The following is a 25,438-nucleotide window of genomic DNA, read 5'->3' on the forward strand; positions in this document are numbered from 1 at the left end:
CCAGCCGGAACCGCTTCGCCTGGACGGCGAAGGGGCTATGCTCCCGCGCCATGCCTACTCCCCATATCTCCGCCGCGCCGGGAGACTTCGCCGACGTGGTGCTCATGCCCGGCGACCCGCTGCGCGCCCGCTACATCGCCCAGCGCTTCCTCCAGGACGCCCGCGAGGTCACCTCGGTCCGCAACATGTACGGCTTCACCGGCCAGAGCCGCGGCCGCAAGGTGTCCGTCATGGGCCATGGAATGGGAATCCCCTCCATCTCCATCTACGCCACCGAGCTCATCCGCGAGTACGGCGCCCGCGTGCTCATCCGCGTGGGCAGCGCCGGCGCCCTGCGCCAGGACGTGAAGCTGCGGGACGTCATCGTCGCGCTCGCCGCCGGCACCGACTCCAACGTCAACCGCATGCGCCTCAAGGGCCAGGACTTCCCCGCCGTGGCGGACTTCGCGCTGGCCCGCCAGGCCGTCGAGGCCGCCGAGAAGCGCAAGCTCCCGGTGCGCACCGGCTCCGTCTTCACCTCGGACCTCTTCTACGCCCCGGGCGGGGAGAACTACTCGGTCCACGAGCAGATGGGCATGCTCGCCGTGGAGATGGAGGTGGCCGGCCTCTACGGCCTGGCCGCCGAGTTCAACGCCCGCGCGCTCGCGCTGCTCACCGTGTCGGACCACCTGCGCACCGGCGAGAAGCTCAGCGCCGAGGCGCGGCAGACATCGTTCGACGAGATGATCGAGCTGGCGCTCGACGTGGCCGCCGCTCAGTAGGCGCCGGTGCGCCGCAGCACGGCCGGCAGCGTCCGCAGCAGGATTTCGAGGTCCAACCAGAGCGACCAGCGGTGGATGTACTCGCAGTCGAGCCGGACCACGTCCTCGAAATCGGTGATGGAGCTGCGGCCGCTGACCTGCCACAGGCCGGTGATGCCCGGCAGGGCGCCCAGCCGGCCGAAGTGGTGCTCGCGGTAGTTGACCAGGTCCGACTCGAAGAAGGGCCTGGGCCCCACCAGCGACATCTCCCCGCGCAGCACGTTGAGCAGCTGGGGCAGCTCGTCCAGGCTCCACTTGCGCAGGAAGGCGCCCACCCGGGTGACGCGAGGGTCGTTGGGAATCTTGAAGAGGCGCGCGTCGCCGCTGGTGTTGAGGTGGGCCAGCTTGGCCTTCTCCGCGTCGGCGCCCACGCGCATGGTGCGGAACTTCATCATGCGGAAGATGCGGCCGCCCTGCCCCACCCGCTCCTGGGCGAAGAAGACGGGCCCGCGCGAATCGAGCTTGATGGCGATGGCGATGAGCGACAGCAGCGGGGAGATGGCCAGCAGCCCCAGGCCCGCGCACACCAGGTCCACCAGGCGCTTGACCCACATCTGCTGCGCGCGCAGCGAGGGGACGGTGAGCTCCATGAAGGACATCGAGCGATAGGAGATGGGCGAGGGACGCACCCAGCCGAGCCGGTCATAACGGGACACGGCCATCAGCCGGACGCCAGCGGACACCACGGCCTCCGTCAGCACCTTGATCTGCTCATCGTCCACGAGGCCGCACAGCACCACGGTGTCCACGGCGTTGTGCTGCAACACGTTCCACAGGTCATCCACGGAGCCGAGCACCTTGTCCGGACCTTCGCTGGGAAGCTCGGGCACGGTGGGGGAGACCCAGCCCACCACCTCCAGCACGCCGAAGTGCTCCAGCCGCTTGTGCACGCGCTGGCAGGTCGGATCATCCGGAGAGCCGACCAACATCACCCGCTCGGCGGGGGAGTGGAAGGCGGGGATGCGGATGAGCCGGGCGATGAGCTGGTCGAGCACGAAGCGGTTCACCATGACGGCGGCGCCCAGGCCGCCCACCGCGGTGAAGTAGTGCACCATCACGGGGGCGATGCCGCGCACCCACAGATCGCGCCAGAGCACCAGGCCCACCGCGAGCAGCACGCCGCTGACGACCCGCCGCAACGAGCGCCAGTCGTCTCCCGAGCGATAGGCCCCGGCGATGAGCAGGCCCACCACGAGGGCACCCCCCATCTGCCATCCGCCAGCGGAGCCGAGCGGCGGCACGGCCCACCGGGTGGCCGCGTCGAGGGGCTCGAGCTTGTGGCTGGTCTGCACGACGTTCAACGCGGCGCGGACCATGAGGAAGGCCGCGATGTCGGCGACGAGCAGCAAGAAGACGCGCGAGGTGGCCCTCAGGGCGTGCATGAGCAGCGTGCGGGAGGCACGGCGCTGCAGCACGACGCGAGGAGGAACCAGCCAGAGCGGCTTGGAGGGGACCGCGACCGCGAGGAATCGGCCAGACGCGGTGGTCGTCCCGGGGGGAGGGACAGGCGAGGCAGGGGGACTCACTCTCATATTTTGCCACTCGCCCGGCAGCCGAGTCCATGCTTGATCTGGAATAAAGACCCGACCTGGGGGGTTGGGGCGCCCTCGTGCTCGCCCGGCTGCTTCATGCCGGACGGCATATTCCGAGCACGCCGGGAACCGCGCACCGGGGGTGTTGCGCCCCACACTTCCGCCATCACGGACATCCTGTAGAGCGGATGTCTTGACAACATAGCGGAGGGGGTTCATGTTGGCGGGCATCATGACCTTCGCGCCCTTCGCCTGTCGTCGAATGCGGATGCCGAGTGGTGGGCCTCTGCCCGCCGCCGGTTGACCGACGTTCGTCGACCCGTGGCGAAGCAGAGCGGAGCCCACCATCCCGCGAGGGTCGGTGGGCTCAGCCGTTTCATGGCCTCCGGTGCCCTCGTGGCTTTTTTCAGCCCACCCGAGGAGCACCTCCATGAGCACGAATCCGTCGCAGTCCAAGCACTTCGAGACCCTGGCCCTGCATGCAGGCTACGAGCCCGATCCGACCACCGGCTCGCGCGCGGTGCCCATCTACCAGACGACGAGCTACCGCTTCCGCAACGCGCAGCACGCGGCGGATCTGTTCGCGCTCAAGGAGCCGGGCAACATCTACACGCGCATCATGAACCCCACGACGGACGTCTTCGAGAAGCGCATCGCGGCGCTCGAGGGCGGAGTGGGAGCGCTGGCGGTGGCGTCGGGACAGGCGGCGGAGACGCTGGCGATCCTGAACATCCTCAAGGCGGGTGACGAGCTCGTCTCGGCCACGAGCCTGTACGGGGGCACGTACAACCTGTTCAAGGTGACGCTGCCGAGGCTGGGCATCCAGACGCGCTTCGTGGACGCGAACAAGCCGGACGAGGTGAAGGCGGCCATCGGGCCGAAGACGAAGGCGCTCTACATCGAGTCGGTGGGCAACCCGCGGCTGGACATCCCGGACTTCGAGGCGCTGGGGGCGATTGCGCGCGAGGCGGGGATACCGCTCATCGTGGACAACACGGCGCTGTCGCCGGCGCTGTTCAACCCGTTGAAGCACGGGGCGGACATCGTGGTGCACAGCGCGACGAAGTACATCGGTGGCCACGGGACGTCGATTGGCGGCGTCATCGTGGATGGGGGCACGTTCCCCTGGGACAACGGACGCTTTCCCGAGTTCACCGAGCCCAATCCGGGCTACCACGGGCTGCGGCTGACGGAGGCGCTGGGCGCGGCGGCGTACATTGGCAAGGCGCGGCTGGAGGGATTGAGGGACCTGGGCCCTGCGCTGAGCCCGTTCAACGCGCACGCCTTCATCCTGGGGCTGGAGACGTTGAAGCTGCGGGTGGAGCGGCACTCGGAGAACGCGCTGGCGGTGGCGAAGTGGCTGCGGCGGCACCCGAAGGTGGAGTGGGTGCGCTACCCGGGGCTGGAGGAGGACCCGTCGTTCGCGAACGCGAAGAAGTACCTGCGCAACGGAGCGGGCGGACTGGTGACGTTCGGGGTGCGAGGGGGAGTGGAGGCGGGACGCAAGCTCATCGATGGAGTGAAGCTGTGGAGCCTGCTGGCGAACATCGGTGACACGCGCTCGTTGATCATCCATCCGGCGAGCACGACGCACCAGCAGTTGACGCCCGAGGAGCGGCTGAGCACGGGAGTGACGGACGGACTGGTGCGGCTGTCGGTGGGACTGGAGCACCTGGACGATCTGCGGGCGGACCTGGAGCAGGGGCTCGCGGAGACCTGAGCCAGGAACCCGCCCCATCTCGCCTCATCTCGCCGTGAATCCATCTCACGAGGAACCCCGCCATGTCTCCGTCGCCCTGTGTCTTCGACCTCTCACTGCCCGACCTGCCGCTCGAAGCAGGGGCGCGGGTCATGTCCCACGTGGCGCGAGGCTGGTGGTGGGGGCCCGAGCAGGACCTGCCCTGGCTGCGCTCGAGAGCCCAGATACTCCCGAAAGAAACGGTGCGGGAGAACGCGTTGCGAGTCGTGCGCCGCACGAAGGAGGATCTCCACCGGCTCACCACCCCGCCAGGAAACCAACCCCCGGTGAATCCTGACACGGCGGTGCCCACGGTGCTGCTGGTGCACGCGCTGACGGGAGACATGCGAGCAGGAGGAGAGGGAGGGTGGTGGGAGCCGGTCATCGGGCCGGGCCGAGCACTGGATCCAGAGCGGGTGCGGCTGCTGTGCTTCAACAACCTGGGCTCCTGCTACGGGAGCTCGGGGCCGGCGGACGAGGGCTTCCCGAGGCGCGTGGACGACCACCGCTTCACCCCTCCCGAGCCACTACCCAAGGGAGACCTGCGGCAGAACGAGCACCCGTTACCGGCCACGGTGACGCCGTGGGACCAGGCGCGGGCCATCCTGCAGGCGCTGGACGCTCTGGGAGTCGAACGGCTCTCCCTGGTGGTGGGAGGCTCCCTGGGAGGGATGATCGTCCTGTGCCTCGCCGTACTGGCGCCGGAGCGCTTCGAGCGAATCTGTCCCATCGCGGCGGCGGAGGAGGCGAGCCCGTGGGTGGTGGGGTGGAACCACGTGGCGAGGCAGGCGCTGCTGCTGGACCCGGAGTTCCCCGAGGCGCCCGCGCGAGGCCTGGAGCTGGCGAGGCAGCTCGCGATGCTCACCTACCGGGCGGAGCCGGGCCTGCAATCGCGGCACGGGAGGAACCAGCCGCGCCCGGGAGCGGCACAGTCGGCCGGGTGGTCCTCGCGGGCGCTCTACCCCATCCAGAGCTACCTGGAGTACCAGGGCGCGAAGCTGCGGGCGCGCTTCGACGCGCGGACATACCTGGCGCTGCTGGGAGCGATGGACCACCACGACCTCGCGCGCGCGCCGGAGGGAGACACGGGTGAACCCTGGGGAGTGGCCCGCATCCGCGCGAGCGCCCTGTGCGTGGGCATCGACAACGACCAACTCTTCTACCCCGAGCACATGGAGCGGCTGACGAACCGCCTGCGGACGCTCGGACGCCACGCGGAGTACGCGGAGCTCTCCAGCGCGCATGGGCACGACGGCTTCCTCATCGAGTGGGAGCCGCTCGACGGGCTGCTGCGGCGCGCGCTCGCCCTGCCTCGTGCTCCGGGCCCGGGGTACGAGGGCACGTCCACGGGAGGGGACTCCCCCTCCACGCCAGGAACGGTGGAGGAGGTGCCGCCGGCCGCCCTGCACTCTGCGGCGTACGCATTGTCCACTCGGCCCGCTCCTTGCTGAGAAGTAGCGCGGGGGCAGTTGACCGGAGAGGTCACCCGTCGCAGGCTTGAAGGCATGGGACGGCACACACACGAGGGTGAGGACGCCTTCCCCCGGGCGCCCACACAAGAGGAGTGGGAGGCGATGGGGCCGGAGGAGCGGGAGCGGGTGGTGGAGTCACTGCCCGGAGAGGTGACGTGGGACGAGATGGCCATGCCGGAGGGCGACAAACACCTCCGGGCCAAGGTGCGTACGCTGGACCTGCTCGAGGGCTACTTCAGCCATCAGCGGCGCAAGGTGTACATCGGTGCGGAGCTGCCCATCTACTACCCGGGCGAGCGCCGTTTCGCCCCGGACCTGCTGGTGGTGCTGGATGTGGAGACGCACGAGCGGGAGAAGTGGGTGGTGAGCCACGAGGGCAAGGGGCTGGACTGGGTGCTGGAGGTCCACGTGGGCGGCGACCGGAAGAAGGACGCCGAGCACAACGTGGAGCGCTACGCGCGGTTGGGGATTCCCGAGTACTTCATCTACGACCGGGCCCGGGAGCGGCTGGAGGGCTACCGGTTACCGGATTCAGGGGTGAAGCGGTACGAGCGGATGGAGACGAAGCAGGGCCGCTACACCTCGGAGGTGCTGGGGTTGGAGCTGGAGGTGGTGAACGCGCGATTGCAGATATGGGCAGGCAACGCGCTGCTGCTGGAGTCGGGAGAGCTGGTGGAACGAATGCGCGAGAAGCTGGAGGAAGTGCAGCAGCGGGTGGACGAAGAGGCGCGGCTGCGCGAGCAGGAAGCGCGGCGGCGCGAGGAGGCGGAGCGCCGCATCGCGGAGCTGACGGCCGAGTTGGAACGCCTCCAGCACCGCGAGGAATGAAGGCCGGGCTCAGCTCTCGCGGTGATGGGCGTAGACGGGAGCCTCCGCCTCCTGCGTGAAGGCTCGCAGCTTCTGGTAGTCCGGGTATTCGGCCTGGAGCGTCACCGCGTCTCCCACCTCGATGCGCGTATCGCCGGAGGGGTGCAGCAACTCGGCGCCCTTGCCGCCCCGGCGCATGGACAACGCCAGCCCTCCGAAGCGGTCCCGCACCTCGGAGATGGTCAACCCTGGCAGTCCCTCACGCGCCTCGAAGACGGACACCACCATCAGGTGCGTGCCGATGCGGAACGAGTGGACGATGCGCGGGTCCAACGCCGCCAGCGCCATGGCGGGAGCCGCCAGCGACGAGCTGCTCAGGGCCTCGGCCTTGAAGGTATCGCGCACCTTGGCCACCAGGTCGTCGTCGAAGAGCCGGATGACCACGCGGATGTCCGGGTTCATCTTCCGCGCGTCCAGCGCGATGTTCAGGTTGGCCAGGTCATCGTCCGTGGCGCAGACGATGGCCGCCGCCGTCTTCACGTTGGTGCGCGGCAGGCACTGATGGCTGCGGATGTCGTCGATGAGCAGCGGTACCTGCTCGTCGCGCAGCACCGACACGAAGGCCGCCTCCTCGCGCTTCTCCACCACCACCACGTCCATGCCCAGCGAGCGCAGCTGCACCACCACGCGGTACCCCACCCTCCCCGCGCCGCACACCACCACGTGCCCCTTGAACGTCTCGGCGATCACCTCGAACCACTCCTTGTCCTGCCGGTGCCTGGCGAAGAAGAGATAGGCGAAGCGCACCACGCCGTCGACGAGCACCGCGATGCCCACCGGCGGGATGACCATGTCGAGGAACATCAACAGGCTGTCATCCACGTCCAGATAGGGCTGCCCGTAGAGCAGGAAGTAGACGTGGCGTAGCGCCTTGCCCAGGCTCACCCCGTGCCCGTCCGGCGCGACGAAGCGCCAGCGGTACACCATCGGCATGCAGCCGAAGAGCAACACCGCCATGAGGACCGTCGTGCGGAAACGGCGCAGCAGCGCGAACAGGTAGCGCAGATTCATCGCCAGGCGGCGGCGGGGAGTCACCATCGGCTGCCTGCGTACCACGGCCGTGGCGCCTCGACCACCCACGAGGCGCATGACACGATGTCAGGCATGAGCATCCTGGTGGGGGCCTTCGCGATACTGGTGGGCCTGAGCTGTGCGTACTGGCTCCTGGGCGCGTGGGGCTTCGTGCAACTGGAGCGGGGGCTGCCGCGCCTGGGAGCACCCGGCGTTCCCGAGCCGGTCCGCTGGCCCCGGGTGTCGCTCGTCATTCCCGCCTGCAACGAGGTGGACACGCTGGAAGCCGCCGTGGCCTCGCGCCTCGCCCAGGACTACCCGGACCTGGAGCTGGTGCTCGTCGACGACCGCTCCAGCGATGGGACGAGCGACCTGGTGGACCGGCTCGCCGCCACGGACGCCCGGGTGAAGCCCCTCCATATCACCCACCTGCCCGAGGGCTGGCTCGGCAAGCTGCACGCGCTCCACCGGGGCGCCGAGGCCGCCACCGGCGACTGGCTGCTCTTCTCGGACGCGGACGTGCACTTCGCTCCGGACACCGTGCGCCGTGCCATGGCCCTGTGCGAGGCCCGCTCCTGGAACTTCCTCACCGTGCTCTTCCGGCTGCGGCCCACGTCCTTCCTCCTGGACACCGCCGTCTCCACCACCATGCGGATGATTGGCACCGCCGCACGGCTCCACCGCGTGGCGGACCCCGGCTCTTCCGCTTCGATGGGGGCCGGCGTCTTCAACCTCGTGCACCGCGACATGCTCGCGCGCACCCGCGGCTTCGAGTGGATCAAGCTGGAGATCGCCGATGACGCCGCCCTGGGGCAGATGGTCAAACGCGCCGGGGGCCGCTGTGGGGTGGCCCACGCGCTCGGCCACGTGAGCGTGGAGCTCTACCCGTCCCTGGGCGCCATGGCCCGGGGTTGCGAGAAGGCTGGCTTCGGGGTGATGGGGCAGCTCAGCAACACGCGCCTCGTGCTCTCGTGCCTGCTCTTCCTGCTCATCGAGACCGCGCCCCTGCTCGCGCTGGCGCCCGGGTGGCCCGCGTGGCTGCGCGGGCTGGGGATGGTGGGCACGGGGGCGGCGCTCGCCACGTGTGCCCTGGCCAGCCACGTGCTGCGAAGGCCCCTTCTGCCCACGCTCGCGTTCCCGGTGGGCACGCTGCTCTTCGTCACCCTCCTGCTGCGCTCGGGTTGGCTCGGGTGGCGGCGCGGCGGCATCGTGTGGCGCGGCACCCTGTACCCCACGGAGCTGCTGCGCACGGGGATTCGCTTCGAGACACCGTTCTGAGCGCCGCCCCTACTCGTCCCGGGTGAGGACGCCACAGGCCACCCGGTCTCCCGAGTTGCCCGATGGATCCGTCACCTGATCATCCACTCCCGCATGGATGACGAGCGCGGTGCCATTCGCATCGAAGAGGGAGAGCTGCCCCTCGCCGAGCACCACCCGGTCCGTCGTGACCTTGAAGGCGGCCCTGCCGCTCGAGTCCGCCTCCAGGTTGGGCAGGTCTCCCGCGTGCGCGCCGTTGGGTGACTCCAATCCATGCTGCTTGCCCAGCGGGTTGAAATGGCCGCCCGCACTGGTGAAGCCCGGCGCCTCGCACAGGCCCACCTCGTGGAAGTGGATTCCATGCGTGCCCGGCTCCAGTCCGGTGGCCTCTACCTGGAGATCCACCTCGTCTCCCCGCTCCACCAGCGTCACCGTGCCGATCTTCTGGCCGCTCGCGTTCATCAGTTCCGCCGTCGCGCGCGTCCCACCACACCCCACCAGCGCCAGTCCGCCTGCCAACCACAGCAGCTTCCGCATCGCCATTCCTCCCAGTGTCTCCGTGTGCACCGGCAGCATGGGACACCGGACCCATTGGGGAACTGGCATCGTGACGGCTCTGTCCAGCGCCAGACGCGGACCTCGTTCTATCCTCCCGCGCATGACAAGAGACCTGTTGGCTGTACTCACCGCGCTGATGGTCGTGGGCACCGGGTGTGACCAGGAGCCGTCCGGAGAACCGCCCATCTCCACCCCCCAGCACACGTGGAGCTGGGTCGACTTCTCCAACTCCACCTGCGACGAGGGCACCCCCACCGGGATCGGCACCAACCTCGGCGACAGCAAGAACCTGCTCATCTTCTTCAATGGCGGCGGAGCCTGCTGGGACGCCATCACCTGCCTGCAGCTCAACACCTCCACGCACGGCCCCTTCACCCAGACCCAGTTCGACGCACTGTTCGCGAGGATCGGCCCGGGCACCGTGTTCGACCGGCAGCTCGCCAACAACCCGTACAAGGATTGGAACTTCTTCTTCCTCCCGTACTGCACCGGCGACCTGCACATCGGCAACGCGGACGCCGTCTACACCAACGGCTCCACCTCCACGACGTTCCACCACCGTGGCCGCGCCAACACCGAGGCCTTCCTCGCCCGCATCGCCGCCACCTTCCCCAACCCCGAACAGGTCGTCGTCACCGGCTCGAGCGCCGGCGGCTTCGGCGCCACCCTCAACTACGACTTCATCCGCTCCACCTTCCCCAACGCCAAGGTCTTCCTCCTCGATGACTCCGGGCCGCTCTTCAAGAGCAACGCCATGTCCGCGGACCTTCGCGCCTCCTGGGCCAAGGCCTGGAACTACGACGCCGTCATGGACGCCCTCGACCCAGCCGTGAAGGCGGATTACGCGGCCATCTATCCCGCGCTCGCCAGGAAGTACCCCAACGACCGGATGGCCCTCCTGTCCTCGGCGCAGGATCAGACGATCCGGACGTACCTGCGGCTCACACCCGCCGCCTTCGAGACCGCACTGCTCGACCTCGACAGCACCGTGCTCGCGCCCCTGCCCAACACCCGCTCCTTCATCACCGCCGGCCAGGGGCACACCATGCTGCTCAACCCCGGCTCCCAGAGCTCACAGGGCGTGGTGCTGCTGGATTGGTTGAATCAGATGCAGAGTGCCAGTGATGAGGCGTGGAGGTCCTTGCGGCCGTAACCTGGGGATCGCAGACCCTCACCCCGTCCCTCTCCCAGAGGGAGAGGGCTCAACCCGGGAGCCTCGATACCTTCACCCCGGGGGGCTTGCCCCCCCTTTGAACGACGGGGGGCTCCTCTCCCGAGGGGAGATCAGGCTCCCGTCGTCGGGGTGATGCTCGTCTCGGCTTCCTGCTTCGCCCGCCTGCGCTCGATGAGCCACACCGACAGCACGCCCAACTCGTAGCAGAGCAGCATCGGACCGGCCATCAACGACAGGTTCACCACGTCACCCGTCGGCGTGAGGATCGCCGCCGCGATGAGGCACACCACGAACGCGTGCCGCTGGTACTTCATCAGGAAGCCCGCCCTCACGATGCCCACCAGGCCCAGCAACGCCATCACCAGCGGCAGCTCGAAGATGATGCCGAACGACAACAGCAGCAACAGCACCAGCGACAGCTGCTCGTTCATCGTCAGCATCGGCTTCGTCCACGACGCCGCCACGTGCCGCGCCTTGCCCAGCGCCAGCTCCTTCTCCAGCCGCCACAGCCCCGCCAGCTCCTCGGTCCGCGTCGGCGCCACCCCGGCCAGCAGGCTCGCCGCCTCGTCCATCGCCTTCGACGACGCCCCGTAGTCCTCCTTCGCGTACGCCTCCACCGCCTCCGCCCGCTTCTCCACCGTCTGCCGCAGCACGCTGCGCGCCTGCACCCCGAAGCCGTCCGCCGACGCGTCCAGCAGCCGCCCCAGCCCGTCCAGCCGCGCCTCCAACTCCACGCTCTCCGCGGGCGCCCGCGTCGCCTCCGGCATCTGCCCCATCCCGTCCGCCTTCAGCCCCGTGCTCGCCTCGCGCGCCAACTGCCCCGCCCGCTCCGCGTCCCCAATCCGCAGGAAGCGCAGCGCGTCGTCCGCCCGCAGCCTCGCCACGTCCAGCCGCTGGGAGATGGCCAGCCCCTCCTCGTCGTTGAGGAGGAACTTGAACATCGACGGCAGCACCGCGAAGTAGCAGAACAGCGCTCCCGCCAGGAACGCCGCCGAGCCCAGGAACACGAATGGTCCCGCGTAGCGGCGCTCATCCGGATACAACCCCGGCGCCACGAAGCCCCAGATCTGCATCAGGATGACGGGCGTCGTCAGGAAGATGCCGCAGTACACGCCCACCTTCATCAGGACGTTCAGCTCCTCGATGCCCGAGGTGTAGACGAGCGAACGGCCCTCGGCCGGCAGCGCGTCCAGCACTGGCTTCATCAGGATGCCGAAGATGGGCTTGGCGAACACCAGCGCCGCGCAGCCCAGCACCAACACCGCGATCGTGCATTTGAGAAGGCGGGAGCGGAGCTCCGTCAGGTGCTCCGCCAGACTCATCCGAAGGTCGTTATCCACGGGCGCGAATCTCGAGGGCTAGCCACTCTTGGGGGCGTTGCGCGCCACCGTTCCGGGAATGGGCTCCAGACGCGGAAGGGCGTCCGGCTCCGCTGCCGCGGCGGCGGACGGCTCGGCGGTGGGAGAAGCGGTGCTGGCGGCCTGGGCCACGGCCTCGGCGGCCTGCGGCTCGGCGGCCTGCGGCTCGGCGGCCTGGGCCACCTCCGGAGCGCCGAGAGCGGACGGCGGCACGGGCAGGGGCGCGGGCACCGGAGAGGGCATCACCGCCGGGGTGGCCGGGTGCACCGGAGGACGGGGCTCGTCCAGGATCTCCTGGTCCATCTTGTAGAACTCGCGCTCCACCACCGTGCGGACCTCATCGGTCTGCCGGCGGAACTCGCGCACGAACTTACCGATGGTCCGCGCGAATTCGGGCAGCTTCTGCGGCCCGAGCACGAGCAGCGCCACGACCACGATGAGGATGAGCTCGCCTGCGCCGATGTTGAACATGAGCGGATGGATCCAGGGGGAACCGCCCCCGGGTTATCGCGCCCCGGGCGGCGAGGTGCAACCCGATTGGACGGTGTCCCGTCCGCCTGCCTCCCCGTCCCCCGGCCCCCTGGGGCGGGCACGGGGCAAATCGCCCCTCAAGACCGGGGACTCCCACCCCCGGTGGGCACGGGCACCACGGCGAGCGGGGCAGCAGCCACCCGGTCGCGCGCCAGCAGCTGGCGCTCCACCAGGAAGAACATGACGGGCGCCATGAGGGTGAGGGCCATGGACACGAATACCACCTGGTTCACCCCCCCAAGCTGCCCGCCGGGCAGGTCCATCAGCATCTGAGAAGACAGGAAGGCCCCGGCCGCGGCGCCCAGGTGCTGCACGGCGGACTGGAAGGACATGAAGCGGGCACGGATGGACGGTTCCGGGACGCGCGAGGTGAGTGTGCTGTAGGCCACGTTGCGCATCCCCATGGACAGGAAGAAGCACGCGAAGATGGCCACCAGGGGTACGCCGGCCGGCGGGTGGATGAAGACGATGTAGAGCGTGCCGATGAACAGCATCGAGCCCACCGTGCCCACCCGGAACGAGCCCAGCAGGTCCACCGCCTTGCCCGCCACCCGCAGCGTCACGAAGCTCACCATCCCGCCCACGAAGTAGATGAGCTCCAGCTCCTCGCGCGGGTACCCCAGGTTGTGCTGCACGTAGCCGGAGATGTTGGGGATGATGATGAAGCCCGCCAGGTTGAGCAGCGACGTCATCGAGTAGGACAGGAGCACGTCCGTCCGGGTGAACAACACCTTCGCGCTGACGAGGGGGCCCCGCTGGAGCTCCAGGTGTCCGCGAATCGGCGGCAGGTAGAAGATGGCCCCGGCCACCAGGAGCAACCCCAGGCCCGCCACCGCGAAGAAGGGCATGCGCCAACCCGCCCAGCCCGCCAGCTTCAGCGCCAGGGGGATGCCCAGCACGGACGCCACCGAGAAGGCGCCCATCACCGCGCCCATGGCCCGCCCGCGCCGCTCCTCCGGGATGAGGTCCGCGATGATGGACATGGACAGCGACGTGGCCGGGCCGCCGAACAGGCCCGCCAGCGCCCGCGCCACCAGCAGCGACGTGAGCCCCGTGGCCAGTCCTCCCGCCGCCGTGCTCACCACCAGCCCCAGCATGGCCACCGCCAGCGCCTTGCGCCGGTCGAAGCGGTCCAGGAAGTAGCTGCCCGCCACCCCCGCCACGCACCCGGCCGCCGTGTACGCCGCGCCAATGGTTCCGATGTGGCTGGTGGCGATGCCCAACCCCGTCGCGAAGTCGGGGCCCAGCGGCATCACCATCACGAAGTCCAGGATGTTGACGAACTGGACCGCGCCAATCAGGAAGACGACCGCACGCTCTGAGACCGCTCGGGGCGAGGACATGTGCCCCTCCTATTTGGGTGCCAGAGCGGGCGCACGGGTTTCCTCCCGCGCGCCCCGCTCTCACACCTTGAAGCGCCGGATCTCGGCGCGGAGCACCTCGGACTGACGCTGGAGGCTGTCGATGGCCTCCTCCAGCCCCTTCACCGAGCGCGTCTGGTGCTCGGACACACCCTTGATGGCCTCCACCGCCTTGAGCACCTGCTCGCTGCCCTTGGTCTGCTCCTTCTGGGCGCGGTTGAGGTGGGTGACCATCTCGTTGATGTTCTCGATGGAGCGGGTGATCTGCTTGCTGCCGTGCGCCTGCTCCTGGCTGCTGCGCTGCACGTGCGCGGTGATCGCCTTCATCCGCTCGGCGCTGTTCATGATCTGCTCGCCGCCCTTGGCCTGCTCGTTGGAGGCCTTGGAGATCATCTGCACCGTCTCGGAGATGCGGTGGATGGCCTGCGTCACCTGCTTGCTGCCGCGCGCCTGCTCCACCGTGGCCCGGGCAATGGCCTTCACCATCTGCGTGGACTTCTGCGCGCTGTCGTTGATTTTACGCAGGGTGCCCTCGGCCTCGCGGCCCAGCTGCACGCCCTCCTCCACGTTGCGCACGCCCTGGTTCATCACCTGCACCGCGTTGCGGCTCTCCTCCTGCACGCGGCTGATGAGGTCGGCGATCTCCTTGGTGGACGCGCCCGTGCGCTCGGCCAGGTCCTTGATTTCGTCCGCCACCACGGCGAAGCCCTTGCCGTGCTCGCCCGACTGCGCGGCGATGATGGCGGCGTTGAGCGCCAGCAGGTTGGTCTGCTCGGCCACGTCGTCGATGACGTTGAGGATGTTGCCGATTTCGGAGATGCGCCGGCCCAGGCTGTCGATGACGCCCGAGGCCCCGAGGCTGGACTCCTTGATGCGGTCCATGCCCTGCATCGTCTTGCGCAGCGCGTCCACGCCCGTCTTGGCGTCCTCGGACACCTGCTCGGACAGGCGCGCCGTCTCGTTGGCGTTGGCCTCCACCTGGCCGATGGAGCTGTCCATCTGGCTGATGCTGGAGGACGTCTCCTGGGTGGAGTCGCGCAGCTCGTCGATGTTCTTGGCGACCTCCTTGATGGAGAACGTCATCTCCTCGATGGCGCTGGTGGTCTCCTCCACGCTGGCGGCCATGGCCTGGACGTTCTCGGCCACCTCGTCGTTGGTGGCGGCCATCTCCATGATGGAGGAGCTGCTCTCCTCGGCGCTCTGGTAGAGCACCTCCACGTTCTCCGCGATGCCACGCAAGCTGGCGAGCATCTGCTCCATGGACGAGGAGGTCTCCTCCACGCGGCCCTGGATGGTGGAGGCGCCCGAGGACACCGTGGTGCCCGCGCGAGAGAGCTGCTCGATGACGCCGGAGACGACCTCGGACACGCCGCGCACCTGACCGAGCGTCTTGCGCAGCGACTGGCCGATGCCGTCGAGCGCCTCGGCCAGCTGGCCCAGCTCGCCACCACCGCCGGTGGTCTCCACCGAGACGCGGCTGGTGAGGTCCCCCTCGGCCATCCTGCGCGCCACCGCCATCATCCGGTCCAGCGGCTTGAGGATGAGCTTGTGGGTGACGATGTAGATGAGACCCACCACCACGGCCAGGCCGATGACGAAGGCCGCCGCCAGCAGCAGGGTGAGCTCACTGAGAATGTCGCGCAAGGGCGCGAAGTCCACCGCCACGATGATGCGGCATCCCCCCGCGCCACACCGCGGACCCTGCGCGGCCTCGGCCAGGAGCCGATCCCCGTTGGGCAGCGTGAGGGACGAGGGCGACTCCGGCCGGAACAACTGGCCGATCAGATTGTGGAGCCGCTCGGGCCGGACGCCGCCCTCCAGGAGGATGCTCTGGTCGCTGGAGACGATGGCGGCGTAGGTGAAGTCCTTGTCCACGTCGGACACGCCCACGATGGCCCGCATGGCCACCGTATCGGCCTGCATGTCCATCGTGTCCACGCCCGGCCGGGTGAGGACGCTGGCGAGCTCCCGGGCCTTGGCGTGGCCGTGCTCCACGAGCCTGGACTCCAGGTAGTTGGAGACCATCCAGGAGATGGAGAAGTGGAGGGCCCCGAGAATGAAGATCAGGGCCAGGGTGAAGGTCGCGAAGAGGACGACCCGGAGACCGGGTTTTGGCAGGCGTCGGAGCAAGGCCTCGGGACTGTAGGAAGGTTGACCCTCGAAGGGCAAGAAACCGGCGGTGCGCCCCCCGGAGAGAGAGGGAGCAGGCGCTGGGAACCCATCCGCTCCATACTGGATGGGTGGGAGCCCCCTCCATGACCCAGACGCTGCTGCTGACCGACCCCCTCTTCCTCCGTCATGACCCGGGCCCCGAGCACCCCGAGTGTCCAGAGCGCCTGTCCCGCATCCTCGATATTCTCAATGAGGAGCCCATCCGGGGGGCCGAGCGGAGGGCACCCCGTCCGGCCACCGAGGAGGAGCTCGCGGCGGTGCACACCCAGCGGCTGCGTGACTCACTGAGGGCGATGCGCGGCCGGCACGAGGTGATCGACCCGGACACGCTGACGTCGCCGGACACGTATGACGCGGCGGTGCTGGCGGCGGGGGCGTCGGTGCAGGCGGTGGAGGAGGTGCTGGCGGGGCGGGCGCGCAACGCCTTCGCGCTGGTGCGGCCCCCGGGGCACCACGCCGAGCCGGACCGGGCCATGGGCTTCTGCCTCTTCAACAACGTGGCCATCGCCGCGGAGGCCGCGCGCCGCCAGGGGGCCGAGCGGGTGCTCATCTTCGATTGGGACGTGCACCACGGCAACGGCACGCAGGCGGCCTTCTGGACGCGGCGCGACGTGCTGTACATGTCGGTGCACCAGTACCCCTACTACCCGGACTCGGGAGCGCCCTTCGAGGTGGGCGAGGGCCCCGGGGCCGGCTACACGCTCAACTGCGGGATGGAGGGAGGCGCGACGGACGCGGACTACGGGGCGTTCTACCAGGACCTCTTCCTCCCGGTGGCGCAAGCCTACAAGCCGGACCTGGTGCTGGTGTCCGCGGGCTTCGACGCGCACCACGCGGACCCGCTGGCGGACATGCGGCTCACCGAGCGGGGCTTCGCGGCCATGTGCACGGCGCTCCGGGAGCTGGCGGAGAGCACCTGCCAGGGGCGGCTGGTGTTGATGCTGGAGGGCGGTTATTCGCTGGAGGGCCTCTCACAGTCGGTGCACGCTTGCGTGGAGGTGATGGCGGGAGAGAGGAAGGACGGCTTCCCGATGGGGGTCTCGAGGGAAGCGGCGGCTGCGCTGCAGCGCAGCCGTGAGGCGCTCAAGCCCTACTGGTCCGTGCTGGGCCGGTGAGGCGCGCCGGAGTGGAGATCCGGATGACGTTCACAGGTGCCGGGGTGAGACGTGGATCGTGAAGCCGTGGAGAAGTTGCAGCGCGCGGGCCTGAAGGTGGAGCAGCCGGAGATGCTGCGCGTGGCCATCCAGCGCGACGAGAACAAGCGGGTGGTGACGGTGCGCAACGAGGTGCCGGTGATGGGCAACGAGGGCCTCGTGCTCGTGTCGCTCAAGCCCATCTCGCAGTTGTGGACGGGCTCGGCGGTGCCGCCGGACCTGTCGCGGACACCGCCGCCGCAGTACCAGCCCTTCTTCCTGCTGCTGGAGTCGACGGCCGCCAACTACTGCGCGGCCCAGGGCCGGCCCGAGACGGATGAGGAGTTCGAGCGGCTCTTCCGCCAGCTCCGCCGCAGGCCGGACGGGACGGACGCGCACCCGCTCTTCTCGTACCTGCAGGGAGCGACGCGGCTGTACATGTCGCTGCGAGACGTGAGCCAGGCCGAGTTCGAGGCGGTGGTGAACCGGCTGAGCCAGTCTGCGAAGTGGCATTCCACGCACACGGGCAGCACCAACTACCACCGCGAGGTGCTGCAGGGGGTGTTCGGCGCATGATCGACCTGTACACGTGGGCGACACCGAATGGGCACAAGGTGTCCGTCACGCTGGAGGAACTGGGGCTGCCGTACACGGTGCACCCGGTGAACATCGGCAAGGGCGAGCAGAAGCAACCGGGGTTCCTGAAGCTCAACCCCAACGGGCGCATCCCGGCCATCGTGGACCGCGAGGAGGGAGACTTCGCGGTGTTCGAGTCGGGCGCCATCATGCTCTACCTGGCGGAGAAGACGGGGAAGCTGCTGCCGGCGGACCGCAAGGGGCGCTCGCGGGTGACGCAGTGGCTGATGTTCCAGATGGCGGGCGTGGGCCCCATGCAGGGGCAGGCCAACGTCTTCTTCCGGTACTTCCCGGAGAAGCTTCCCGCGGCCATCGAGCGCTACCAGAACGAGACGCGGCGGCTCTACACGGTGCTGGACACGCGGCTGGGCGAGAGCGAGTACCTGGCGGGCGAGTACAGCATCGCCGACATCGCGAACTGGGCGTGGGTGCGCGTGCACGACTGGGCGGGCGTGTCCGTCGACGGTCTGCCGAACCTGCAACGCTGGCTGGCGGCCATCGAGCAGCGGCCCGCGGCGCAGAAGGGACTGACCGTGCCGCACGTGGTGAAGCTCGACACGTCCGCCGCGCAGGAGCAGACCATCAAGTCAGCGCAGAGCATCGTGCAGCGGTAGAGCCGAGCAGATGGAGCAGGCCGGCCTCGCGAATATGCTGGGCCGCATGCGCCTCCTGCTCCCGCTCCTCGTGCTGCTGACCGCTTGCGCGACCCCAGCGGTCACCCTACCGGAGGACGAAGTACCCGAGACCGTGTCCTCCTCCTGGGAGGAGGCTCGCGCGGACCCGACCTGCGTGGTGCCAATATGTGACGGGGAGCGCTGCGCCATCTGGCATTGCCAGGATGTGGCGGACGTGGAGGAGGAGAAGGCACCTCCCATCATCCTGGCGAGGGGAAACCTCCCGGTAGCCCGCCCTCCCATGGTGTTCCGGCCAGTGCCGGGGCTACGTCCCCCAACGGACTCCAACATCTCGACGGAGTTGCGCTCTCCGCTCGCGGACACGCCCGAGCGCTGGTGGGGACACCCCGTGGCGGCGCCCACCTACGCGGATCCCGTCTTCGAAATCCCCTGGCACAACTGGAAGACGCGCGACCCATTCGTGCCCAGGCAGTTGCGCCACTGGATGTGCAACATCCCGCCGAAGGAGCCCTACGAGAAGCACCACATCTTTCCTCAGCAGAAGACATTGGCCAAATGGGTCACGAGCAAGGGCATCGACATCCACGCTTTCACCGTCCGCCTGCCCAGGAGCTTCCACCAATGGATCCACAGTGGCGGACCTGAAGGCGGGCAATGGAATGAAGCCTGGCGGCAGTTCAGGAGCAAGAATCGCTCCGCCAATGCCGAGGACATCTGGCGATTCGCGGGCGAGCTCATGATGCGATTCGGCGTGAACGGCCCGCTCGTCCCCTATTATTGCGACTAAGGCTGGAAGCGAAGAGTTCCACGCATGAACTATTTCCGTATCCAGGAAGACGTGTCCACGGGTTACACAGGCTCGATTGACGCTTCGCACAAATGGGGGCTCCCAGGCGTTCTCGACTGCCCCTCGTGTAAGGCGACCTGGGGGGACAACTCCAGAACGTATCCCTCGGTGAACCTCACTCCCGTGACATCCCTGGCCAACTTCGAGAACGCATGGCCAAAGCCCATCGAGGAGTATGAACGGATGTGCGAGCTGGTACGGCCCCTGCTGCCTCCAGGTGCGCGCCTGGAACCGGGAGCGGCTTTCGGCCCGCTCGAAGGCAAGGCGCAGGGCCGTTTCGGGCAACTGTTCACGGACTTCTCCGGGCTGCTGTTGGTTCAGCGCGAGGCCCTGGGCAATCTCCAAGCCGAGGGACTCCGAGGACTCAAGGGCTGCCGTACCGCCCTGCGCTTCCGCCAGCGCAACTCGCCCGAATTGCTTGAGCTGGAACTCCTCCCCGTGGGCCGTTTGCACCCCGAGTGCCTTCCCCCCAATCCTCAACCCCCCTGCCCTCGCTGTGGCCGCCTGATACACCCCCTCCCAGACGTCCTGATACTGGACGCCTCCACCCTTCCCGAGCACCTCGACCTGTTCCGGCTGGAGGACTACTCGAACGTCAACATCTGCACCGGGCGCTTTGTCGATGCGTGCCAGCGCCTGGGATTGGATGGCGTGGTCTTCCAACCGCTGGAAGCAAGGGATTGAAAAAGGAGCCTCCCGAAGCATGGCTCCAGGAGGCTCGGGCATCCGCGCGGACACTTCACCGTGTTCAGCGCCGGTCCATGAAGATCCGCAGGATGTACCAGAACAGCAGGGCCACCGCGGAGAACAGCGTCAACGCCGCCGCCACGTGGGAGCCCACCGGGTAGTGATGCAGGACGTTGGACGTGTAGTAGAGGATGTACCCCGCCGCGACCACCACCATCACCGCCGCGAAGAGCGTCCCCAGCGTGAAGCCGAAAAGGATCGACACGACGATCAGCCCCAGGGCCGCGAACCCGGCGACCATCAGCGCGGGACGCAGCCACGAGAAGTCACGCCGGGTGATGAAGACCGTGCCCGTCAATCCCACGAAGACGAGCCCCGTGAGCACCCCCGCCTTGGCGATGATGTTCGGGTCCCCGGAGAAGTAGGCGGCCACGTACAGCAGCGGCAGCATGATGATGGCTTCCGCCACCACGTAGAGGCCGAGCCCGAGGTACTGCATGGCCTGGGAGCTCGCGGACCGCGCCCACCGGTCCGCCACCCACCCCACGACCATGAAGGCGCCCAGGACGATCAGCCAGCTCATCCGCCCGCCGAGCATCGTCCGCACGAGCGGCTGCGCCAGCGGTGAGTTGATCAGCGCCGCCTCCAACGCGATGAAGGCCAGCACCGCGCCTCCCAGGTGGAGGTACGTCTTCCGGATGAACGCCATCCGCTCCGAGATCGGAGCGTCCGCGGCGATCATCCCTCCCGTCGCACTGTCCCATGCCATCTGTCGTTCCTCCTCTCGTCACACGTCGAAGTCGCCCAGGTCGCCCCCGAGGTCATCCCCGAAGCCCGCGTCATCCCCCGCGGCGGCGTCACCCAGTTGATCCGGCTCCAGGGCGGCCTCATCCCCCCAGCCACCACCGTCGAAGCCACCCAGGAACTGGTGCGCGATCGCCGAGCCGATCACCGTCCCGGCGATGCTGCCCAACAGGCTCCCCGCGAACATGCCCCCGAGGCTCGGTCCCCCGAAGGAGCGCTCCAGCGTCCCGGGCTGACGCAACTCGGCTCGCGTCGCCATTCGCGCCAGCGTTCGAGGATCCGGGTCATTCGAGGCCACCGCGCTCCGCTCCGCCGGAGACACTTGCTGGCCCAACTCCCTGAGCGCCTGGGCCCGTTGCGCCGGCGTCAGTTGAGCGAAGGCTTCGGCATGAGCCTGCTCGATGGCGTCCGGCGGTGCCGTCTTCAGCAGATACCGGTAGCGGGCAAGGGCCTGCTCGTCAGCGGTGGGAACCGAGGCGTCCCTCCGTTCCGTCCTCGAGGTGGGGGAGCTCCCACCGAAGATGCGGTCTAGAAATCCCATGATGAAACCTCCTCACCGGCCCCATGGGGCGCAGTCTCCACACGGTGGAGATGTGCGAGAGGCTTCGCTCGGCAGCACGACCGCTCACCGCTGATCGCCCGCCCCAGGAGTGCACCGTGGGCCGAGCGCCCGGATGGCCGCCTGCCGCTCCCATGCCGCACCGCGTCGTTTTCCTTCCCCACAGCCTCCCGTTCCGTGGCAGGAAGTCGCCCGCACATCCGGAGGACACACACATGGCGGAGTTGAGCTATCGCACGGCGCTGGTGACGGGAGCCTCGAGTGGCCTGGGACGCGGGATGGCGCTCTGGTTCGCCCGGCGGGGCGTCAAGGTCTACGCCGCGGCCCGGCGCCGCGAGAACCTGGAGGCGCTCGCCAACGAGGCCCGTGCCGCCAACGCCTCCGTCGAGCCCGTGGAGCTCGATGTCGCCGACGCGGACAACACCCTCGCCCGCATCCGCGAGCTGGATGCCGCCTGCGGCGGGTTGGATCTCATCATCGCCAATGCCGGCTTCGGCCAGGAGACGTCCGGCAAGCGCATCAAGTGGGACACGGTGAAGAAGGTCATCGACGTCAACGTCACCGGTGCCGCCGCCACCCTGAGCGCCGTGCTTCCCCAGATGGTGGAGCGCAAGCGCGGTCACGTGGTGGGCGTGGCCAGCCTCGCCGCCTTCCGTGGCCTGCCTCGCAACGCCGCCTACTCCGCCTCCAAGGCCTTCCTCCACATCTTCATGGAGAGTCTGCGCGTGGACCTGCGGGGCACGGGCGTCAACGTCACCTGCATCTACCCGGGCTTCGTGAAGAGCGAGATGACGGCCCAGAACAAGTTCCAGATGCCCTTCCTCCTCGAGACGGAGGAGGCCGTGGAGCTGATGGCGAAGGCCATCGTGCGAGGGGACGCGCAGTACGCCTTCCCCTGGCAGATGGCCAGCGTCATGGGCCTGCTGAAGCAACTGCCCAACGCCATCTTCGACGCCGCCATGCGCAAGACGCGCTGAGGCACACGGCGGCGTCCCGGAGCGCGCCGGGGACTACGGCGCGCCCATGATGAAGTCCTGCACGCCCACGGAGCCCTTCTCGGGCGCCACGTCCTCGGGCTGCGTGCCCTTCTTGAACCAGATGTTGGTGGCGTCCTTCGTCCCGGACGAAGCGATCTTCCCCGTCTTCTTGTCGATGCGCAGCAGCCGCATGTTGTCGCGCAGCCACTCGGGCGGCCAGAACTCGGACTGGGGACGCGCCGCCAGCGCCGGCTTCATGTAGTTGAGCCAGATGGGCAGCGACGCGCGGCCACCCGTCTCGTAGCGGCCCAGCGGGTGCTCGTTCTTGTCGTAGCCCACCCACGTCACCGTCACCAGGTCCCGCGTGAAGCCGGCGAACCACGTGTCGAACGAGTCGTTCGTGGTACCCGTCTTGCCCGCCGCCGGCTTGCCCAGCTTCTGCGCGGGGCCACCCGTGCCCTCCGCCACCACGCCGCGCAAGAGCGACGTCGTGATGAAGCCCGTCTCGGGGCTCATCACCTGATCGCCCGGCTCGAACAGGCGCGCGTAGCCCGCGGCCACCCGGTCCTGGAGCGGTGCCCACGCGTCGTCGTACGCCGTGTGGTCCTCCAGCGTGCGGCCGAAGCGGTCTTCAATCTTGCGGATGAAGTACGTGGGCTTCTTGCGGCCATAGCGGTTGAAGACGGCGTACACGTTGGCCAGGTCGTACGGGTACACGCACGAGGAGCCCAGCGCCGCCGAGAAGTCCTGGTTCATCGGCGTGGTGAGGCCCAGCTTCGTGCTCCACTCGGCCATGTTCTTCACGCCCACCGCCGCGAACGTCTTCACCGCGGGGATGTTCATCGAGTTCACCAGCGCCGTGCGCAGCAGCACGTCCCCGAGGAACTCGTCGCTGTAGTTGTCCGGCTTCCACGCGACGCCGTTCTCCGGGTCGTGCTCGACGATGGGCGAGTCCACGATGATGGTGGCGCCCGTCCACCCCAGCTGCTCCAGCGCGGCCGAGTACACCAGCGGCTTGAAGGAGCTGCCCGGCTGGCGGCACGCCTGGAACGCGCGGTTGAACTCGTTGGCGTCGAAGTCGTAACCGCCCACCATCGCCGTGAGGTACTGGCGGTGCGGGTCGATGGACACCAGGGCGCTCTGCAGCTCCGGCTCCTGCTCCAGCCGGAAGAGCGGCACGCCCTCGGGAATCTCCTTGTCCATCTTCCGGTCGAACTGGACGTTGTCGTCCGTGAGTTCCTTCTTCACCACGTGGCGCACGACGATGACGTCGTCCACGTTGAGCACCCGCCTGGCGGAGGTGAGCATCAGCCCCGGGTAGTAGCCCTCGGGGTTCACCTTGCGCGCCCAGCGCATGCCCAGCAGCGGCAGCAGGCCCTTGTGCGGACCCACCTGCACCTCCACGCCCTCGGGCTCCACCTTCGTCACCCGGGCCACGTACAGCTTGTTCTCCTGGAGCTTCTCGTCGCCCATGGCCTTCATCGACTTGTCGATGAACTCCTTGCGCTCCTGCTCCGTGGTCAGCTGCTTCACCGGCCCGCGGAAGCCCTGGCGCTTGTCGATGGCCATCAACCCCTCGAGCACCGACTCCTGCGCCGCGCGCTGGCGCTCGCTGTCCATGGTGGCGAAGACCTTCAGGCCATCATTCAGCAGCGTCTTGTTGGTGTAGCGGTCCACCACGTCCCGGCGCACCTGCTCCGTGAAGAACGGCGCGAACTCGTGGAACACGTCCTCCACCGGGTACACGTTCACCGGCTCGTTGTCGGCCTGGGCGCGCTCCTCCGCGGAGATCATCCCCTCGTCGAACATGCGCCGCAGCACGTACGAGCGGCGCTTCTTCGCCGCCTCCGGCTTGGTGAAGGGCGAGTAGCGGCTGGGCGCCTGCGGCAGGCCGGCGATCAGCGTCATCTCCCCCAGCGTCAGGTCGCGTACGTCCTTGCGGTAGTAGTTCTCCGCCGCGCTCTGCACACCGTAGCTGTGGTGCCCGAGGAAGACGTTGTTCAGGTAGAGGTAGAGGATCTCCTCCTTCGTCAGCGCCTCCTCCAGGCGCCGGGCGAGGATGGCCTCGCGAACCTTGCGCGTGAGGTTCTTCGCGGTGGCGCTCTCGTAGCCCTCGGCGGCGATGAGCACGGCCTTCGCCGTCTGCTGCGTCAGGGTGGAGCCACCCTGCACGCTGCCGCCCAGGCCCAGCTTCTTGCGGATCGTCTTGGAGGCGGCGCGCGCGGTGCCCAGCACGTCCACGCCGTGGTGATCGAAGAAGCTGGAGTCCTCGCTGGCGATGAACGCCTGCACCAGCCGCTTGGGGATGCGCTCGTAGGGCACCACCTTGCGCCGGTGGTGGTAGAACTCGCCGGCCAGCACCGCGTCATCCGTGTAGACCTCGGTGACGATGGGCGGCCAGTACTGGTCCACCTTGGGGATGTCCGGCAGCCCCTGGGAGTAGTGGTAGTACACGCCCGCCACGGCCACCACGGCCGCGGTGGCGCCCGTCAGGGTGGCCCAGGCGGCGAACTTCAGCAGGCGCACCCAGATGGGGCGCTTGGGCGGAACACCGTCGAGCACCAGCTTCGACTCGGAGCGATCGGTCTTCTCGGGATTCTGACTCATGAGGGTTCCAGCGCGGCGCGCTTGAGCACGTCCTTCAACTCCGGGGGCATATCCGCCTCCACCGCCACCTTGCCCCCGTGAGCCGGGTGGGGAAACTCTATGAACTCGGCATGCAGGAACAGGCGTTTGAGCCCCCAACGGGCCCGCACATCCCTGTTGAAACCGAAGTCACCGTATTTCTTGTCCCCGGCCACCGGGTGTCCAATGGCGGTCAGATGCCTTCTTATCTGATGAGTGCGTCCGGTCTCGATGACGCAGGAGAGGAGGGCTACCTCGCCCGATTGCTTGATGACCTTCCATCGAGTGACGGCCTCCTGCATGTTCACCCCGCGACGGGCCTTGGACTCGGCCGTCTGCTGGTGCTCAGCGAGCGGCAGGTTAATGACCCCCGAGTCCTTCGGCATCCGGCCTTTGACCAGTGTCAGATACCTCTTGCGCGGATGTCCGTTGGTGAAGAGTTCCGTGAAGTGGACCATCGCCGGGCGGCGCTTGGCCACCAGGATGACGCCGCTCGTCTCCCTGTCCAGCCGGTGGGCGGGGCTGGCGGCGAAGTCGTTGCGCACCGCCTTGGGCCCCAGGTAGGCCCGCACATAGTCCACCAGCGTACCCCCGGTGATGCCGCTGCCGGTGTGGACGGCCATCCCACTGGGCTTGTCCACGGCCATCATCCAGTCGTCCTCGAAGAGGATGACCAGCTCGCTGGGGTCCACGGGGGGAGGGGG

Annotated in this window: 23 protein-coding genes; 12 read left to right on the forward strand and 11 right to left on the reverse strand. The window is 68.4% G+C overall.

Going from position 1 to position 25,438, the window contains the following annotated elements:
* The first annotated feature begins 50 nt into the window (after window positions 1-50).
* A complete protein-coding gene (deoD, locus tag BO221_RS06370) occupies window positions 51-761 on the forward strand; it encodes a purine-nucleoside phosphorylase (RefSeq protein ID WP_073559505.1) in 711 nt (236 codons plus the stop codon).
* Here deoD and BO221_RS06375 read toward each other — a convergent pair.
* Window positions 755-2,215, reverse strand: a complete 1,461-nt coding sequence (locus BO221_RS06375) for a sugar transferase (RefSeq protein ID WP_073559345.1) — start codon at window positions 2,213-2,215, stop codon at window positions 755-757. The genes deoD and BO221_RS06375 overlap by 7 nt on opposite strands.
* 547 nt (window positions 2,216-2,762) lie before the next feature.
* Between BO221_RS06375 and BO221_RS06380 the strand changes: the two genes are divergently transcribed.
* From BO221_RS06380 to BO221_RS06390, 3 genes are all read left to right on the forward strand, one after another.
* On the forward strand, window positions 2,763-4,052 hold the full coding sequence (locus tag BO221_RS06380; protein ID WP_073559346.1) for an O-acetylhomoserine aminocarboxypropyltransferase/cysteine synthase family protein: 1,290 nt from the start codon (window positions 2,763-2,765) through the stop codon (window positions 4,050-4,052).
* A 62-nt stretch (window positions 4,053-4,114) separates the two neighbouring features.
* Complete coding sequence (locus tag BO221_RS06385) at window positions 4,115-5,521, forward strand: alpha/beta fold hydrolase family protein (RefSeq protein WP_083680764.1); 1,407 nt, start codon at window positions 4,115-4,117, stop codon at window positions 5,519-5,521.
* Window positions 5,522-5,575: 54 nt separating this feature from the next.
* Window positions 5,576-6,370 carry a Uma2 family endonuclease gene (locus BO221_RS06390; RefSeq protein WP_073559347.1) on the forward strand — a complete coding sequence of 265 codons (795 nt, stop codon included), beginning with the start codon at window positions 5,576-5,578 and terminating at the stop codon, window positions 6,368-6,370.
* A gap of 9 nt (window positions 6,371-6,379) precedes the next feature.
* On the opposite strand, the gene BO221_RS06395 is transcribed toward BO221_RS06390, so the two are convergent.
* Window positions 6,380-7,447 carry a TrkA family potassium uptake protein gene (locus tag BO221_RS06395; RefSeq protein ID WP_073559348.1) on the reverse strand — a complete coding sequence of 356 codons (1,068 nt, stop codon included), beginning with the start codon at window positions 7,445-7,447 and terminating at the stop codon, window positions 6,380-6,382.
* Between the two features lie 66 nt (window positions 7,448-7,513).
* Here BO221_RS06395 and BO221_RS06400 point away from each other — a divergent pair, with 66 nt between their 5' ends.
* On the forward strand, window positions 7,514-8,698 hold the full coding sequence (locus BO221_RS06400; protein ID WP_158079792.1) for a glycosyltransferase family 2 protein: 1,185 nt from the start codon (window positions 7,514-7,516) through the stop codon (window positions 8,696-8,698).
* Between the two features lie 9 nt (window positions 8,699-8,707).
* Here the strand turns inward: BO221_RS06400 and BO221_RS06405 are convergent, their stop codons facing one another.
* The gene (locus tag BO221_RS06405; protein WP_073559507.1) at window positions 8,708-9,220 is read right to left on the reverse strand and encodes a superoxide dismutase family protein; all 513 of its coding nucleotides are present in this window, start codon (window positions 9,218-9,220) and stop codon (window positions 8,708-8,710) included.
* Window positions 9,221-9,350: 130 nt separating this feature from the next.
* Between BO221_RS06405 and BO221_RS06410 the strand changes: the two genes are divergently transcribed.
* On the forward strand, window positions 9,351-10,388 hold the full coding sequence (locus BO221_RS06410; protein WP_233165703.1) for a pectinacetylesterase family protein: 1,038 nt from the start codon (window positions 9,351-9,353) through the stop codon (window positions 10,386-10,388).
* Between the two features lie 131 nt (window positions 10,389-10,519).
* On the opposite strand, the gene BO221_RS06415 is transcribed toward BO221_RS06410, so the two are convergent.
* From BO221_RS06415 to BO221_RS06430, 4 genes are all read right to left on the reverse strand, one after another.
* Complete coding sequence (locus BO221_RS06415; RefSeq protein ID WP_073559350.1) at window positions 10,520-11,731, reverse strand: twin-arginine translocase subunit TatC; 1,212 nt, start codon at window positions 11,729-11,731, stop codon at window positions 10,520-10,522.
* Window positions 11,732-11,767: 36 nt separating this feature from the next.
* Window positions 11,768-12,238 (reverse strand): Sec-independent protein translocase protein TatB, encoded by a 471-nt coding sequence (gene tatB, locus BO221_RS06420; RefSeq protein WP_073559351.1) that lies wholly within the window; start codon window positions 12,236-12,238, stop codon window positions 11,768-11,770.
* A gap of 137 nt (window positions 12,239-12,375) precedes the next feature.
* Entirely contained in the window at window positions 12,376-13,641 is a 1,266-nt protein-coding gene (locus BO221_RS06425) for an MFS transporter (protein ID WP_073559352.1), read from the reverse strand.
* Between the two features lie 60 nt (window positions 13,642-13,701).
* Window positions 13,702-15,684 carry a methyl-accepting chemotaxis protein gene (locus BO221_RS06430; protein WP_233165736.1) on the reverse strand — a complete coding sequence of 661 codons (1,983 nt, stop codon included), beginning with the start codon at window positions 15,682-15,684 and terminating at the stop codon, window positions 13,702-13,704.
* 230 nt (window positions 15,685-15,914) lie between these two features.
* Between BO221_RS06430 and BO221_RS06435 the strand changes: the two genes are divergently transcribed.
* From BO221_RS06435 to BO221_RS06455, 5 genes are read left to right on the forward strand one after another with little or no spacing between them, the layout of a single operon-like run.
* Window positions 15,915-16,946: a histone deacetylase gene (locus tag BO221_RS06435; RefSeq protein WP_073559354.1), complete on the forward strand. Its 1,032-nt coding sequence runs from the start codon at window positions 15,915-15,917 to the stop codon at window positions 16,944-16,946.
* Window positions 16,947-16,997: 51 nt separating this feature from the next.
* On the forward strand, window positions 16,998-17,540 hold the full coding sequence (locus BO221_RS06440) for a hypothetical protein (protein ID WP_073559355.1): 543 nt from the start codon (window positions 16,998-17,000) through the stop codon (window positions 17,538-17,540).
* Entirely contained in the window at window positions 17,537-18,214 is a 678-nt protein-coding gene (locus tag BO221_RS06445) for a glutathione S-transferase family protein (protein ID WP_073559356.1), read from the forward strand. The genes BO221_RS06440 and BO221_RS06445 overlap by 4 nt, the downstream gene beginning before the upstream one ends.
* Window positions 18,215-18,260: 46 nt before the next feature.
* Window positions 18,261-19,022, forward strand: coding sequence for a TIGR02269 family lipoprotein (locus BO221_RS06450; protein ID WP_233165705.1), 762 nt, complete (start codon window positions 18,261-18,263; stop codon window positions 19,020-19,022).
* Between the two features lie 24 nt (window positions 19,023-19,046).
* The gene (locus tag BO221_RS06455; RefSeq protein WP_073559357.1) at window positions 19,047-19,766 is read left to right on the forward strand and encodes a double-CXXCG motif protein; all 720 of its coding nucleotides are present in this window, start codon (window positions 19,047-19,049) and stop codon (window positions 19,764-19,766) included.
* 64 nt (window positions 19,767-19,830) lie between these two features.
* Here the strand turns inward: BO221_RS06455 and BO221_RS06460 are convergent, their stop codons facing one another.
* Complete coding sequence (locus BO221_RS06460) at window positions 19,831-20,538, reverse strand: Bax inhibitor-1 family protein (protein ID WP_073559358.1); 708 nt, start codon at window positions 20,536-20,538, stop codon at window positions 19,831-19,833.
* A gap of 18 nt (window positions 20,539-20,556) precedes the next feature.
* Complete coding sequence (locus BO221_RS06465) at window positions 20,557-21,114, reverse strand: hypothetical protein (protein ID WP_073559359.1); 558 nt, start codon at window positions 21,112-21,114, stop codon at window positions 20,557-20,559.
* Window positions 21,115-21,347: 233 nt separating this feature from the next.
* On the opposite strand from BO221_RS06465, the gene BO221_RS06470 reads away from it, so the two are divergent.
* Window positions 21,348-22,109: an SDR family NAD(P)-dependent oxidoreductase gene (locus tag BO221_RS06470; protein WP_073559360.1), complete on the forward strand. Its 762-nt coding sequence runs from the start codon at window positions 21,348-21,350 to the stop codon at window positions 22,107-22,109.
* Between the two features lie 33 nt (window positions 22,110-22,142).
* Here BO221_RS06470 and BO221_RS06475 read toward each other — a convergent pair whose 3' ends face one another.
* Together BO221_RS06475 and BO221_RS06480 are read right to left on the reverse strand one after the other, a co-directional pair.
* Entirely contained in the window at window positions 22,143-24,716 is a 2,574-nt protein-coding gene (locus BO221_RS06475; protein ID WP_073559361.1) for a penicillin-binding protein 1A, read from the reverse strand.
* A partial coding sequence (locus BO221_RS06480; RefSeq protein ID WP_073559509.1) for an RluA family pseudouridine synthase occupies window positions 24,713-25,438 on the reverse strand: 726 nt, incomplete at its 5' end. The genes BO221_RS06475 and BO221_RS06480, both read right to left, overlap by 4 nt.

Origin of the sequence: Archangium sp. Cb G35 (assembly GCF_001896145.1) — a bacterium.
Lineage (GTDB): Bacteria > Myxococcota > Myxococcia > Myxococcales > Myxococcaceae > Archangium > Archangium violaceum.

Bases quoted from the DNA above. Each gene is read 5' to 3' on its own strand.
- deoD (WP_073559505.1), top strand. From the start codon at position 51: ATGCCTACTCCCCATATCTCCGCCGCGCCGGGAGACTTCGCCGACGTG.
- BO221_RS06380 (WP_073559346.1), top strand. From the start codon at position 2,763: ATGAGCACGAATCCGTCGCAGTCCAAGCACTTCGAGACCCTGGCCCTG.
- BO221_RS06385 (WP_083680764.1), top strand. From the start codon at position 4,115: ATGTCTCCGTCGCCCTGTGTCTTCGACCTCTCACTGCCCGACCTGCCG.
- BO221_RS06390 (WP_073559347.1), top strand. From the start codon at position 5,576: ATGGGACGGCACACACACGAGGGTGAGGACGCCTTCCCCCGGGCGCCC.
- BO221_RS06395 (WP_073559348.1), bottom strand. From the start codon at position 7,447: ATGGTGACTCCCCGCCGCCGCCTGGCGATGAATCTGCGCTACCTGTTC.
- BO221_RS06400 (WP_158079792.1), top strand. From the start codon at position 7,514: ATGAGCATCCTGGTGGGGGCCTTCGCGATACTGGTGGGCCTGAGCTGT.
- BO221_RS06405 (WP_073559507.1), bottom strand. From the start codon at position 9,220: ATGGCGATGCGGAAGCTGCTGTGGTTGGCAGGCGGACTGGCGCTGGTG.
- BO221_RS06415 (WP_073559350.1), bottom strand. From the start codon at position 11,731: ATGAGTCTGGCGGAGCACCTGACGGAGCTCCGCTCCCGCCTTCTCAAA.
- tatB (WP_073559351.1), bottom strand. From the start codon at position 12,238: ATGTTCAACATCGGCGCAGGCGAGCTCATCCTCATCGTGGTCGTGGCG.
- BO221_RS06425 (WP_073559352.1), bottom strand. From the start codon at position 13,641: ATGTCCTCGCCCCGAGCGGTCTCAGAGCGTGCGGTCGTCTTCCTGATT.
- BO221_RS06430 (WP_233165736.1), bottom strand. From the start codon at position 15,684: ATGGTCTCCAACTACCTGGAGTCCAGGCTCGTGGAGCACGGCCACGCC.
- BO221_RS06435 (WP_073559354.1), top strand. From the start codon at position 15,915: ATGACCCAGACGCTGCTGCTGACCGACCCCCTCTTCCTCCGTCATGAC.
- BO221_RS06445 (WP_073559356.1), top strand. From the start codon at position 17,537: ATGATCGACCTGTACACGTGGGCGACACCGAATGGGCACAAGGTGTCC.
- BO221_RS06450 (WP_233165705.1), top strand. From the start codon at position 18,261: ATGCGCCTCCTGCTCCCGCTCCTCGTGCTGCTGACCGCTTGCGCGACC.
- BO221_RS06455 (WP_073559357.1), top strand. From the start codon at position 19,047: ATGAACTATTTCCGTATCCAGGAAGACGTGTCCACGGGTTACACAGGC.
- BO221_RS06460 (WP_073559358.1), bottom strand. From the start codon at position 20,538: ATGGCATGGGACAGTGCGACGGGAGGGATGATCGCCGCGGACGCTCCG.
- BO221_RS06465 (WP_073559359.1), bottom strand. From the start codon at position 21,114: ATGGGATTTCTAGACCGCATCTTCGGTGGGAGCTCCCCCACCTCGAGG.
- BO221_RS06470 (WP_073559360.1), top strand. From the start codon at position 21,348: ATGGCGGAGTTGAGCTATCGCACGGCGCTGGTGACGGGAGCCTCGAGT.
- BO221_RS06475 (WP_073559361.1), bottom strand. From the start codon at position 24,716: ATGAGTCAGAATCCCGAGAAGACCGATCGCTCCGAGTCGAAGCTGGTG.